Genomic DNA, 12,874 nt, shown 5'->3' with positions numbered 1-12,874 from the left:
TACCAGATCCGTTTTCCGTTCCGTTCCCGGTTCGGATTTCATTTCCGGTGGCCGTTGGAGGGCCTTTGCCTTTCGGCTGATCCGACTTTATCAGAGATTCTGAGTCGGAATTTCCGCCCCGCTCGGGTTGGTCCCCGGCACCTGAAGTACCGCGGGTTCCCTCGCTGGCGGAGCCGTAAACCTAACGGAGCGGGGCGCCCCGATGCAAATCGAGGCGCCCCGCTCCTGAGCTCGTGCGGTCGGGAGGGTCAGACCTCGACGACCACCGGCAGGATCATCGGACGTCGGCGGTAGTTGTCCGAGACCCATTTGCCCAGCGTGCGGCGGATGAGCTGCTGCAGCTGGTGGGGTTCGACCACGCCGTCCTGGGCCGACTTCTCCAGGACTTCCTGGATCTTCGGGATGACCGTGGTGAAGACACCGTCGTCGATGCCGGAGCCACGGGCCTGGATGTGCGGACCGCCGGTGATCTTGCCGGTGCTGGAGTCCACCACCACGAAGACCGAGATGATGCCCTCGTCGCCGAGGATCTTGCGGTCCTTCAGCGCGGGCTCGCCGACGTCGCCCACGGAGAGACCGTCCACGTAGACGTATCCCGCCTGGACCTTGCCGACGATCTTCGCCTTGCCCTCGACGAGGTCGACGACGACGCCGTCCTCGGCGATCACGATGCGGTCGTGCGGGACGCCGGTGAGGGCGCCGAGCTCGGCGTTGGCGCGCAGGTGGCGCCATTCGCCGTGGACCGGCATCAGGTTCTTGGGCTTGCAGATGTTGTAGAAGTACAGCAGCTCGCCGGCCGAGGCGTGGCCCGAGACGTGCACCTTCGCGTTGCCCTTGTGGACGACGTTGGCTCCCCAGCGGGTCAGGCCGTTGATCACGCGGTAGACCGCGTTCTCGTTGCCCGGGATGAGGGAGGACGCCAGGATCACGGTGTCGCCCTGGACGATGCGGATCTGGTGGTCGCGGTTGGCCATGCGGGAGAGCGCGGCCATGGGCTCACCCTGGGAGCCCGTGCAGACCAGGACGACCTCGCTGTCGGGCAGGTCGTCGAGCGTCTTGACGTCGACGACGAGGCCCGGCGGGACGCGGAGGTAGCCGAGGTCGCGGGCGATGCCCATGTTGCGGACCATCGAGCGGCCGACGAAGGCGACTCTGCGGCCGTACTCGTGCGCGGCGTCCAGGATCTGCTGGATGCGGTGCACGTGGCTGGCGAAGCTCGCCACGATGATGCGCTTCTGGGCGCCGGCGAAGACGCCGCGGATCACGTTCGAGATGTCGCGCTCGGGCGGGACGAAGCCCGGGACCTCGGCGTTCGTGGAGTCGGAGAGGAGGAGGTCGATGCCCTCCTCGCTCAGCCGCGCGAACGCGTGCAGGTCGGTCAGGCGACCGTCCATCGGGAGCTGGTCCATCTTGAAGTCGCCGGTGGCGACGACCATGCCCGCGGGGGTGCGGATGGCGACGGCCAGGGCGTCCGGGATGGAGTGGTTGACCGCGACGAACTCGCAGTCGAACGGGCCGAGCGCCTCGCGGTCGCCCTCGACGACCTCCAGCGTGTACGGCCGGATGCGGTGCTCCTGGAGCTTCGCCTCGATGAGGGCGAGCGTCAGCTTGGAGCCGATCAGCGGGATGTCCGGCTTCTCGCGGAGGAGGTAGGGGACACCGCCGATGTGGTCCTCGTGGCCGTGCGTGAGCACGATGCCGTCGATGTCGTCGAGGCGGTCCCTGATGGACGTGAAGTCCGGCAGGATCAGGTCGATTCCGGGCTGCTCCTCCTCCGGGAAGAGCACTCCGCAGTCGACGATCAGCAGACGACCGTTGTACTCGAAGACGGTCATGTTGCGGCCGATCTCGCCGAGGCCGCCGAGCGGGGTGACCCGCAGGCCGCCCTTCGGGAGCTTCGGGGGGGCGCCCAGTTCAGGATGCGGATGACTCAAAAGACTCTCCTCACCACGCGCGCCACGTACCTCCTGGGCACGTGGCGCGTATGACGTTCGTGCAGTAGCAGTTGTTGTGTGGGGTGCGGGCGGCCGGCAGCTCGTGCCGCGCCCGCGGTGTCTCGCGTATTCAGTTGTGAAGTCTGTGGTTACAGATGTACCCCGCCGGCGGCGAGGTCGATCTTGAGCTGGTGCGTCTCCTCGGGCGACAGCTCCACCATCGGCAGACGGAGCGGGCCCGCGGGACGTCCCTGGAGGGCCAGCGCCGCCTTGGTCGTGATCACGCCCTGGGTGCGGAACATGCCGGTGAAGACCGGGAGCAGCTTCTGGTGGATCTCCGTGGCCTTCTGTACATCACCCGAGAGGTGCGCTTCGAGCATGGCGCGCAGTTCGGGGGTGACGACGTGGCCCACGACGGAGACGAAGCCGCACGCGCCGACGGACAGGAGCGGCAGGTTCAGCATGTCGTCACCGGAGTACCAGGCCAGGTCCGAGCGGGCGATGGCCCAGCTGGCGCGGCCGAGGTCGCCCTTGGCGTCCTTGTTGGCGACGATCCGGGGGTGCTCGGCGAGGCGGACGAGCGTCTCGGTGTTGATCGGCACGCCGCTGCGGCCCGGGATGTCGTACAGCATGACCGGCAGCCCGGTGCTGTCGGCGATCGCGGTGAAGTGCCGGAACAGGCCCTCTTGCGGGGGCTTGTTGTAGTACGGCGTGACGGTCAGGAGGCCGTGGGCGCCGGCCTGCTCGGCGGCGCGGGCGAGCTCGATGCTGTGACGGGTGTCGTTCGTGCCGACGCCCGCGACGATGTGGGCGCGGTCTCCGACGGCGTCCAGTACGGCTCGTACGAGATCGTTTTTCTCCGCGTCACTGACGGTGGGGGACTCACCGGTGGTGCCGTTGATGACGAGGCCGTCATTGCCTGCGTCCACCAGGTGGGCGGCGAGCTGCTGCGCGCCGTCGAGGTCAAGTGCGCCGTCCGCCTTGAAGGGCGTGACCATGGCGGTGAGGACCCTCCCGAAGGGGGTCTGCGGAGTGGAGGTCGGAGCCATGGGTAACACGCTACTCGCTGCTCAGCGCGGGGTCGCCCCTCGGGGGATGTGTGCGGACCTGACAAGTGTGGAGCCCGGCACTGCCTGCTCGGGGGTTCAAGCAGTGCCGGGTCCGTTTGATCAGGCTAGATGAACTTCACGAAGTGCCGCAATACGGACACTTCGCTCGGTGCATCCGCACATCAGTGCCTTACGGCGCCACACGTCCGTTCTTGTTGAAGGCCGCGTGGGTGAGAGGCATGAGCTCTGCCCAGTGCTTCTCCATCTTCTCGCCGACCATCTCGATCTCCCGCTGCGGGAACGAGGGGACCTTGGCGAGCTCGTGCTGCGTGCGCAGGCCGAGGAAGTGCATCAGCGAACGGGCGTTGCACGTCGCGTACATCGAGGAGTAGAGGCCGACGGGGAGCACCGCGCGGGCGACCTCGCGGGCGACGCCGGCGGCCAGCATCTCCTGGTACGCCTCGTACGCCCGGCGGTAGGAGTCCTCCATGACGCGGCCGGTGAGCTCCTGCTGGGCCTGGGTGCCCTCGACGAAGACGTACTTGCCGGGGCGGCCTTCCTGGACGAGCTTGCGGGACTCGTCGGGCACGTAGAACGTGGGCTGGAGCTCCCTGTAGCGGCCCGATTCCTCGTTGTACGACCAGCCCACGCGGTGCCGCATGAACTCGCGGAAGACGAAGATGGGGGCGCTGATGAAGAACGTCATCGAGTTGTGCTCGAAGGGGCTGCCGTGGCGGTCCCGCATCAGGTAGTTGATCAGGCCCTTGGAGCGCTCGGGGTCCTTCTGGAGCTCGTCGAGGGACTGCTCTCCCGCCGTGGAGACGCGGGCGGCCCACAGGACGTCCGAGTCGGTGGCGGCGTGCTTCACCAGCTCGACGGTGACCTCGCTGCGGAAGCTGGGCTTGAGGTCTTCGGTGGGGGTCTCGCTCAAGGCGGGGGTCCTTCCATGTGCATCACTCGGGCGGCGCCCACTCTATGGCCCGGCACCGACAATCGGCCGTCCGGTGACCCGCCGCCACATTCTTCGACTAATTTGCCGAATCAGGGCACCTTTTGGGCGATTCGAGCGTCTATCCATGTAACAGAGTCCACAGAGCTCCGTTCGAGACCCGTAAGGAGAAGCGCGCCCCATGTTCCGTCGGCGAGAGCCCGTCCCGTTCGCCTTCATCGCCGAAGCCGACAAGTTCCGCAGCAACGTCACTCCCCCGCCCCGAGAACGCGCGTCGGCCAGTCAGATCATGGGCCGCACGCTCATCGGCCTCACCGTGGTGGCCGGCCTCGTGGGATCCCTGCTCTTCGGGATGCCCGCCATGTCCGCCGACCAGTCGCCCGCGCAGCACCAGCAGTCCGAAGCCTCCGACGGACGCTGACCGCGCTGACCTGGGCCATCCGGCCCCGACTCGTCCGGACCCCCAACAGTGGTAGCCGACGGCACGGCTCGATAACCTCACCGGGCACAGCCCCTTGTGTGGATCGAGTGAGGATCAGCCCGTGCCCCTGCCTTTCCTGACCGCGGACCGCACTTTCGACGACGTGGCGGACGACGCCGCGCTGCCCTTCGACGACCGCGATCAGTGGCGTCGGCCCTACCGCCCCGGCCCCTGGCGGGTCGGGGCGTCCGCGCTTCTGCTGCTGCTCGCCTCGTTCGTCCTCTTCGCCGCCGTGATCATCGCGTTCGCGGACTCCCTGGCGGGCGCCGCGATCTGCGCGGGTCTCGCCCTGGTCACCATCGCGGGTGCCCTGCGGCTGCTTCGCGTGGGCACCTGGGTGAGCGCTCACGGGCTGCGCAAGGTCGGCTTCCTGACGACGCGGACGGTTCCGTGGGCGCAGGTGTCCGCCGTACGGACCGCGCAGCAGCCGGTGCGCTGGCTGGGTCTGCCCCGGACCGTGCAGGGGCAGGCGCTCGTCCTCGTACGACGTGACCAGGGGCCGCGCGACGGCGGGCCGCAGCTGCTGCTGACCGACCGGAGCGCCGACTTCCTCGCGCGGCACGAGGCGTTCAACCGCGCGGCCGACTCCATCGAAGTGTGGGCCGAGGAGTACCGGCCCACCGCCTGAACCAGAACCGCCCCTAGACGTTGACGGGCCGGCCCGCGTGCAGGGCGATGGCCCTCTGCATGGCCTTGCGTGCGCGGGGCGTGTCGCGGGCGTCGTGGTAGGCGACGGCCAGCCGGAACCAGCACCGCCAGTCGTCCGGTGAGTCCTCGGTCTCCGCCTTGCGGCGGGCGAAGACCTCGTCGGCCGAGTCACGGTCGATGCGGCCGCCCGGGGTCCGCTTCAACTCGTCGACCGGCAGGCCCCCTTCGGCCTCCAGCTCGGCGGCGAGGCGGTTGGCGCGCCGGACGAACTGGGTGTTCTTCCAGAGGAACCAGACACCGATGACCGGCAGGATCAGCACCGCGACACCGAAGGTGACGGTGAGCAGGGTGCCGTGCTGTATCAGGAGCACGCCGCGGCTGCCGACCAGGACGAAGTAGACGACCAGGACGGCGGCCGTGACGGCGTAGGTGAGCTTCGCGCGCATGTCTCTCAGCTGTCTCTCGGCGCTCGACTCCCGGCTCAGCCGAGATCCAGGAAGTGTTCGAGACCGAACGTGAGCCCCGGGGTGTCGACCACGCGGCGCGCGCCGAGCAGGATGCCCGGCATGAAGCTGCTGTGGTGCAGCGAGTCGTGGCGCACCGTCAGGGTCTCGCCCTCACCGCCGAGCAGGACCTCCTGGTGGGCGAGGAGGCCGCGCAGGCGCACGGAGTGCACCGGCACGCCGTCGACGTCCGCGCCGCGGGCGCCGTCCAGGGCCGTCGTCGTGGCGTCGGGCTGCGGGGCGCTGCCCGCGTTCCTGCGCGCCTCGGCGATGAGCTGGGCGGTGCGCGTGGCGGTGCCGCTGGGGGCGTCGGCCTTGTTCGGGTGGTGCAGCTCGACCACCTCGACGGACTCGAAGTAAGGCGCGGCGATCTGCGCGAACTTCATCGTGAGGACCGCGCCGATGGAGAAGTTCGGGGCGATGAGCACGCCCGTCTCCGGGGAGGCGGCCAGCGACGTGCGCAGCCGCGCGAGGCGCTCGTCGGTCCAGCCCGTCGTACCGACGACGGCGTGGATGCCGTGCCGTACGCAGAAGTCGAGGTTCTCCATGACGGCGTCGGGGTTGGTCAGCTCGACGGCGACCTGGGCGCCGGCCTCGGTCAGCGACTCCAGTGCGTCGCCGCGGCCGAGGGCGGCGACCAGTTCCATGTCGTCGGCGGCCTCGACGGCCTTCACGGCCTCGGAGCCGATCCGGCCCTTGGCGCCGATGACCGCCACGCGCAGCTTGCTCATGTCCTTCATTCCTTACGGGAGTCGGGCCCGCGGCTGCGGGGCCCTCACGTGGCTAGGCGACCGCTTCGTGGAGGCGGGCCGCCTGCTTGTCCTTGAGCGGGCCGATGGCCGCCAGGGACGGCCGGTGGCCGAGCACGTCGCGGGCCACCTCGCGGACCTCGTCGGGGGTGACCGCGGAGATCCTGGCCAGCATGTCGTCGACCGACATGTGCTCGCCCCAGCAGAGCTCGCTCTTGCCGATGCGGTTCATCAGGGCGCCGGTGTCCTCCAGGCCGAGGACGGTGGAGCCCGCGAGCTGGCCGATGGCGCGGCCGATCTCGTCGTCCGTCAGTCCGTGCTCCGCGACCTGGTCGAGCTCGTCGCGGCAGATCTTCAGGACGTCGTGGACCTGGCTGGGCCGGCAGCCCGCGTACACGCCGAAGAGGCCGGTGTCGGCGAAGCCCGACGTGTACGAGTACACGCTGTAGGCCAGGCCGCGCTTCTCCCGTACCTCCTGGAAGAGGCGGGAGGACATGCCGCCGCCGAGCGCGGTGTTCAGGACGCCGAGGGCCCAGCGGCGCTCGTCGGTGCGGGCGAGGCCCGGCATGCCGAGGATGACGTGGGCCTGCTCGGTCTTGCGGTTGATGACCTCGACGCGGCCGGAGGTGCGCAGCGTGCGCGAGCCCTGGCGCGGGGCGAGCGGGACCGCGTCGGTGCGCTGGAGCGCGCCGGCCTTCTCGAAGGCGGCGCGGACCTGGCGCACGACCTTGTTGTGGTCGACGTTGCCCGCGGCGGCGACCACCAGGTGCGTCGGGTCGTAGTGCTTCTTGTAGAAGCGGCGGATGCGGTCGGCGGTGAGGGCGTTGATCGTCTCCTCGGTGCCGAGGACCGGGCGGCCGAGGGGGGTGTCGCCGAGCATCGTGTGCGCGAACAGGTCGTGCACGCAGTCGCCCGGGTCGTCCTCGGTCATCGCGATCTCTTCGAGGATGACGCCGCGCTCGGCGTCGACGTCCTCCTGGAGGATCAGGGAGCCCGTCAGCATGTCGCAGACGACGTCGATGGCGAGCGGCAGGTCGGTGTCGAGCACGCGCGCGTAGTAGCACGTGTACTCCTTCGCCGTGAAGGCGTTCATCTCGCCGCCGACCGCGTCGAGCGCGGCCGAGATGTCCAGGGCGCTGCGCTTCCTGGTGCCCTTGAAGAGGAGGTGCTCCAGGTAGTGCGTGGCGCCGTTCAGGGACGGGGTCTCGTCACGTGATCCGACGTTGGCCCAGATCCCGAAGGTCGCCGAGCGCACGGAGGGCAGGGTCTCCGTGACGACGCGCAGGCCACCGGGGAGGGTCGTCCTGCGGACCGTGCCGATGCCGTGCTCGCCCTTGATGAGGGTTTGGGTACGGGCGACGGCCCGCGCCTCCGAGGAGGTGCGGGCCGTCGTCGTGGTGCTACGCGACGTCACTTGTCGGTGTCGTCCTTCTGGTCTTCGCCCTCTTCACCCTCGACGACGGGGATGAGGGACAGCTTGCCGCGGGAGTCGATCTCGGCGATCTCGACCTGGACCTTCTGGCCCACACCGAGGACGTCCTCGACGTTCTCCACGCGCTTGCCGCCGGCGAGCTTGCGGATCTGCGAGATGTGCAGCAGGCCGTCCTTGCCCGGGAGCAGGGAGACGAACGCGCCGAAGGTCGTCGTCTTCACGACGGTGCCCAGGTAGCGCTCGCCGACCTCCGGCATGGTCGGGTTGGCGATGCCGTTGATCGTGGCGCGGGCGGCCTCGGCGGCCGGGCCGTCGGCGGCACCGATGTAGATGGTGCCGTCGTCCTCGATCGTGATGTCGGCGCCGGTGTCCTCCTGGATCTGGTTGATCATCTTGCCCTTGGGGCCGATGACCTCACCGATCTTGTCCACCGGGATCTTGACGGTGATGATGCGCGGCGCGTTCGGGGACATCTCGTCCGGAACGTCGATGGCCTCGTTCATCACGTCGAGGATGTGCAGACGGGCGTCGCGGGCCTGCTTCAGCGCGGCGGCCAGGACCGAGGCGGGGATGCCGTCGAGCTTGGTGTCGAGCTGCAGCGCGGTCACGAACTGCTTCGTGCCGGCGACCTTGAAGTCCATGTCGCCGAAGGCGTCCTCCGCACCGAGGATGTCGGTGAGGGTGACGTAGTGCGTCTCGCCGTCGATCTCCTGGGAGATCAGACCCATGGCGATACCGGCGACGGCGGCCTTCAGCGGCACACCGGCGTTCAGCAGCGACATGGTGGAGGCGCAGACGGAGCCCATGGACGTCGAGCCGTTGGAACCGAGGGCCTCGGAGACCTGACGGATCGCGTACGGGAACTCCTCGCGCGTCGGCAGCACCGGCACGAGCGCGCGCTCGGCGAGGGCGCCGTGGCCGATCTCGCGGCGCTTGGGGGAGCCGACGCGGCCGGTCTCGCCGGTGGAGTACGGCGGGAAGTTGTAGTTGTGCATGTAGCGCTTGCGCGTCACCGGGGAGAGGGTGTCGAGCTGCTGCTCCATGCGGAGCATGTTCAGCGTGGTGACGCCCAGGATCTGGGTCTCGCCACGCTCGAACAGCGCCGAGCCGTGCACGCGCGGGATGGCCTCGACCTCGGCGGCGAGCGTACGGATGTCGGTCACACCGCGACCGTCGATCCGCTTCTTCTCCTTGATGACGCGCTCACGGACCAGGCTCTTGGTCAGCGAGCGGTACGCGGCGGAGATCTCCTTCTCGCGGCCCTCGAACTGCGGGAGCAGCTTCTCGCCGGCCAGCGCCTTGACGCGGTCCAGCTCGGTCTCGCGCTCCTGCTTGCCGGCGATGGTGAGCGCCTGGGCGAGCTCGGTCTTGACCGCGGCGGTCAGGGCCTCGAGGACGTCGTCCTCGTAGTCGAGGAAGATCGGGAACTCGCCGGTGGGCTTGGCGGCCTTGGCGGCGAGGTCCGACTGGGCCTTGCAGAGGACCTTGATGAAGGGCTTGGCGGCCTCGAGGCCGGCGGCCACGACCTCCTCCGTCGGCGCCTCGGCGCCGCCCTTGACGAGCTCGATGGTCTTCTCGGTGGCCTCGGCCTCGACCATCATGATCGCGACGTCGCCGTCATCGAGGACGCGACCGGCGACGACCATGTCGAAGACGGCGTCCTCGAGCTCGGTGTGCGTCGGGAAAGCGACCCACTGGCCCTTGATGAGCGCCACGCGCGTGCCGCCGATCGGGCCCGAGAAGGGCAGGCCGGCCAGCTGCGTGGAGCAGGAGGCGGCGTTGATCGCGACCACGTCGTACAGGTGGTCGGGGTTGAGAGCCATGATCGTCTCGACGACCTGGATCTCGTTGCGCAGGCCCTTCTTGAAGGAAGGACGCAGCGGGCGGTCGATCAGGCGGCAGGTGAGGATCGCGTCCTCGGAGGGCCGGCCCTCACGACGGAAGAAGGAGCCGGGGATCTTGCCGGCGGCGTACTGCCGCTCCTCGACGTCCACCGTCAGGGGGAAGAAGTCGAGCTGGTCCTTGGGCTTCTTGGACGCGGTGGTGGCCGAGAGGACCATCGTGTCGTCGTCCAGGTAGGCCACGGCGGAGCCGGCGGCCTGACGGGCCAGACGGCCCGTCTCGAAGCGGATGGTGCGGGTGCCGAACGTGCCGTTGTCGATGACGGCCTCGGCGTAGTGGGTCTCGTTCTCCACTGTTCTCCTACGTGTCTACGTTTCGTCTTCTCGCCCCTGGGCCCGTGTGGCCCGGGACGGCGTCCCTGGGGGCCCGTGACAGGGCCGCCCGTGGACCGGGGGTGTCCCGAGAGGCTCGGGACGGTGTCCCGTCCGGTCCGGGACTGTGTGGAGAAGCGCGCCGTGTGTGCGGGCCGGTCTTCGATCGAAGCACCCGGGATGTCCCGGGGGCCACTACCGAGGACCGGCGGCGGCTGGGTGCGCCTCTCCCTCGTCGGGGTGGTGCTCTGTGTCCCCGGGGGCGTCTTCTTCCCTACCCGCGGGGACGGGGTTCATCACCAGACTACAAAGCGCCGGTGACAGCGCGCATGTACAGCAAAGCGCATGTACATGCAGCAATGTGCATGTACAGCAAAGGGAGCGGCCCACTTCGAGTGCCTCGAGTGGGAACCGCTCCCTTCACGACGTCTTACTTCGCGCCCGCCGCACCGCGGCGGATGCCCAGGCGCTCGACCAGGGCACGGAAGCGCTGGATGTCCTTCTTGGCCAGGTACTGCAGCAGACGGCGGCGCTGACCGACCAGGATCAGCAGACCACGACGCGAGTGGTGGTCGTGCTTGTGGGTCTTGAGGTGCTCGGTCAGGTCCGAGATGCGGCGAGAGAGCAGCGCCACCTGAACCTCGGGGGAGCCGGTGTCGCCCTCCTTCTGGCCGAACTCGGTCATGATCTGCTTCTTCGTAGCGGCGTCGAGCGACACGCGTACTCCTCGTGATGTCTTCGAGTGCCTCCGAGTGCCCCTGGTCTACATCTCAGGGGAGCTTCCGTGACTCGGGAGGCCGGGATGGGCCGCCGGGCGCGGGTCCGGGTCCTTGGCGGGGCCGGGGCCGGTTCCTTGACGGGCAAGGGCCGGGGGTCCGGTTCCCTGGGGGATCCGGGGGTGCGCAGACAGGCGGTCGTTACACAGGGTACCAGTCGGCTTGTGGGGGGTTTGCCGGGGGCGGGTGCCCTACGGGAAGACTCGCCCGGCCGCTCCCCTCCCCCTTAAGGGAGACCCGCTCAGCTGGTCAGGGAGCGCGCGGCGCCGTAGACGTCGAGCACGGCGAGGCACAGCGGGACCAGGGAGAGCAGTATCGCCGATTCCGTGAGGTCGAGGAAACGGCCCCAGAAAGGGGAGAGCCCCTTCGTCGGAATGATCAAGGCGATGGCCGTCAGCAGGGCGCATCCCAGCGCGATGGCGGCCGTGAGCCAGACCGCACGCAGCTCCAGGGGGCCGCGGTCGCCGTGGAGGACCAGCTCCCGCAGGGCTTCGGTCGGCGGATTCAGGGCGAGACCGGCGAGCAGGAGGGCGATGGCGGCGATGCCCGCCACGAGCGCGCAGACGACCTGCGAGGTGTAGCGGAAGAGGCGGGCCCGCAGCAGCATCGCAAGCCCCGCGGCGAGCGCCAGGAGCTGTGCCCAGACGTCCCCCGAGAAGCCGAGGACGACGGCCGATCCCACGACGACGGAGGCCGATCCTGCGACCAGGCCGAGCAGCAACTCGTGACCGCGCCGCGCCTGGGCGGCGATGCGGGCCGCGTCGAGGGGGCCGGGGTCGGCCGACGGGTTCAGGTCGGCGTCGAAGTCCTCCTGCACGGAGCTGCGCGGCGAGGCGTAGCCGACGGGCAGCCTGGCGAACCGGGCGGACAGTCCCGGCAGGAACGCCACGAGGGCGATGGTCACCGGCGCGGTGACGGCGGCGGCGTCCGCCGGCGTGGCCTCGGTGATGATCGCGACGAAGGTCGCCAGGGCGCCGACCCCCGCCAGGAACGTGGCGGCCACGAAGGGGGCGTCGCTCCCCGGAGCGACGACGACGAGCAGGACCGACGCCACGAGCACGGTGACGCAACCGAGCAGGAACTGCAGCCGGCCGGGCCCCTCCCCCGCGTCCGGCGCGATGATCCCCGAGCCGGCGACGAGGAGGAGCGGCAGGGCGGCGAGACCCAGGACCGCGCCGGCGGCACGGTCCTCGTAGACCCGCACGCGCACCCCGGCGAAGGCGGTGAGGAGCAGGCCCACACCGCCCGCGAGGATGCCCGGCAGGCCGTGCGTGTCGTGGCGCACGGGGTCGGCGTACCAGAGCACGAAGGCCATCAGGAGGAGGACCAGGAAGCTCCCGCTCAGCCCGGCGCCGCGCAGCAGGGCGTCTCTCCACAGTCTGCGGTCCTGCAGCACGGCGGTGGCGATCGGACCTTCGCGCGGGGTGCCGGCGCCAAGTTCACCCTCACGCGCAGACCTGCCGGGGGTCGCGAACGACGTACGAATACCCAGTGGGGCCGGCAACCCGCGGACCGCTGCCCGTTACGAGCGTGAAGCCGTGCCGACGGACAGTGGCAAGCGCGGAGGTGGGACCGCGCCGGAGCGCACCGGACATGTGTGGATCGGGATCGGCCGCAGCCGCTCCGTCGCTCTCCCCACCTCGCCCCCACCTCGCCAAGTAGGCTGAACCGCAGGTTGGTTCGTACGTCGGGAAGGGGCCGGTCGTCATGGGCGAGGAACAGGGCGAGGACGTCAAGGCGCGTAAGGAGCGGGAGAAGGACGAGCTCTACGCCCTCGACATCTCCGGTGTCGAGTGGCACTGCGCTCCCGGCACGGAAGAGGCAGAGGAGCGCGTCGAGATCGCGTATCTGCCGGGAGGTGCCGTTGCGATGCGGTCTTCGCTGGACCCGGGGACCGTGCTGCGGTACACGGAGGCGGAGTGGCAGGCCTTTGTACTCGGGGCACGGGACGGGGAGTTCGACCTTGAACCGACGCCGCGGAATGGTGGCATGCCGGCGGACGGGGCGGGTGCGGCCGGCTGAGTCGGGGCGTGGCCGCGGGACAGCGGCCGCGGGAAGACTGTGGAGCGAGGGGTGTGCGGGACGTGGCGAGCGTCCTGCACACCCCTCCTCTCGTCTGTCGTTCGAGGCCGAGACCGGA

The 12,874-nt window shown here is 69.6% G+C and carries 11 protein-coding genes and 1 pseudogene; 3 read left to right on the top strand and 9 right to left on the bottom strand.

The window, feature by feature from the left end; translation table 11 throughout:
- Window positions 1-248 precede the first annotated feature (248 nt).
- The 3 genes from ACZ7DY_RS34250 to thyX all read right to left on the bottom strand — a co-directional run bounded on the left by ACZ7DY_RS34250 (window position 249) and on the right by thyX (window position 3,914).
- On the bottom strand, window positions 249-1,934 hold the full coding sequence (locus ACZ7DY_RS34250; RefSeq protein WP_471142516.1) for a ribonuclease J: 1,686 nt from the start codon (window positions 1,932-1,934) through the stop codon (window positions 249-251).
- Window positions 1,935-2,083: 149 nt separating this feature from the next.
- The gene (gene dapA / locus ACZ7DY_RS34245) at window positions 2,084-2,983 is read right to left on the bottom strand and encodes a 4-hydroxy-tetrahydrodipicolinate synthase (protein ID WP_471142515.1); all 900 of its coding nucleotides are present in this window, start codon (window positions 2,981-2,983) and stop codon (window positions 2,084-2,086) included.
- A gap of 190 nt (window positions 2,984-3,173) precedes the next feature.
- Window positions 3,174-3,914: an FAD-dependent thymidylate synthase gene (gene thyX, locus ACZ7DY_RS34240; RefSeq protein ID WP_471142513.1), complete on the bottom strand. Its 741-nt coding sequence runs from the start codon at window positions 3,912-3,914 to the stop codon at window positions 3,174-3,176.
- A gap of 199 nt (window positions 3,915-4,113) precedes the next feature.
- Between thyX and ACZ7DY_RS34235 the strand changes: the two genes are divergently transcribed.
- Both ACZ7DY_RS34235 and ACZ7DY_RS34230 read left to right on the top strand, forming a co-directional pair.
- Window positions 4,114-4,353: a hypothetical protein gene (locus ACZ7DY_RS34235; RefSeq protein WP_471142511.1), complete on the top strand. Its 240-nt coding sequence runs from the start codon at window positions 4,114-4,116 to the stop codon at window positions 4,351-4,353.
- A gap of 121 nt (window positions 4,354-4,474) precedes the next feature.
- Window positions 4,475-5,041, top strand: a complete 567-nt coding sequence (locus tag ACZ7DY_RS34230) for a hypothetical protein (protein ID WP_471142508.1) — start codon at window positions 4,475-4,477, stop codon at window positions 5,039-5,041.
- Window positions 5,042-5,054: 13 nt separating this feature from the next.
- On the opposite strand, the gene ACZ7DY_RS34225 is transcribed toward ACZ7DY_RS34230, so the two are convergent.
- The 6 genes and pseudogenes from ACZ7DY_RS34225 to eccD all read right to left on the bottom strand — a co-directional run.
- Window positions 5,055-5,507, bottom strand: coding sequence for a hypothetical protein (locus tag ACZ7DY_RS34225; protein WP_471142506.1), 453 nt, complete (start codon window positions 5,505-5,507; stop codon window positions 5,055-5,057).
- A gap of 35 nt (window positions 5,508-5,542) precedes the next feature.
- The gene (gene dapB, locus ACZ7DY_RS34220) at window positions 5,543-6,295 is read right to left on the bottom strand and encodes a 4-hydroxy-tetrahydrodipicolinate reductase (RefSeq protein ID WP_471142503.1); all 753 of its coding nucleotides are present in this window, start codon (window positions 6,293-6,295) and stop codon (window positions 5,543-5,545) included.
- A 52-nt stretch (window positions 6,296-6,347) separates the two neighbouring features.
- Window positions 6,348-7,727 (bottom strand): M16 family metallopeptidase, encoded by a 1,380-nt coding sequence (locus tag ACZ7DY_RS34215; protein ID WP_471142501.1) that lies wholly within the window; start codon window positions 7,725-7,727, stop codon window positions 6,348-6,350.
- Window positions 7,724-9,940 carry a polyribonucleotide nucleotidyltransferase gene (locus ACZ7DY_RS34210; protein WP_471142498.1) on the bottom strand — a complete coding sequence of 739 codons (2,217 nt, stop codon included), beginning with the start codon at window positions 9,938-9,940 and terminating at the stop codon, window positions 7,724-7,726. The genes ACZ7DY_RS34215 and ACZ7DY_RS34210 overlap by 4 nt, the downstream gene beginning before the upstream one ends.
- Before the next feature lie 448 nt (window positions 9,941-10,388).
- Entirely contained in the window at window positions 10,389-10,676 is a 288-nt protein-coding gene (rpsO, locus tag ACZ7DY_RS34205; protein ID WP_055568703.1) for a 30S ribosomal protein S15, read from the bottom strand.
- A 299-nt stretch (window positions 10,677-10,975) separates the two neighbouring features.
- Window positions 10,976-12,142 (bottom strand): annotated as a pseudogene (gene eccD / locus ACZ7DY_RS34200) (type VII secretion integral membrane protein EccD); the annotation flags it as partial.
- A gap of 299 nt (window positions 12,143-12,441) precedes the next feature.
- Between eccD and ACZ7DY_RS34195 the strand changes: the two are divergent.
- Window positions 12,442-12,756: a DUF397 domain-containing protein gene (locus ACZ7DY_RS34195; protein ID WP_471142495.1), complete on the top strand. Its 315-nt coding sequence runs from the start codon at window positions 12,442-12,444 to the stop codon at window positions 12,754-12,756.
- Window positions 12,757-12,874 lie beyond the last annotated feature (118 nt).

Source organism: Streptomyces sp. NPDC037013 (assembly GCF_055607265.1).
The sequence above is the reverse complement of the archived record's forward strand: the minus strand, read 5'-3'. Positions and strand labels throughout refer to the sequence as shown.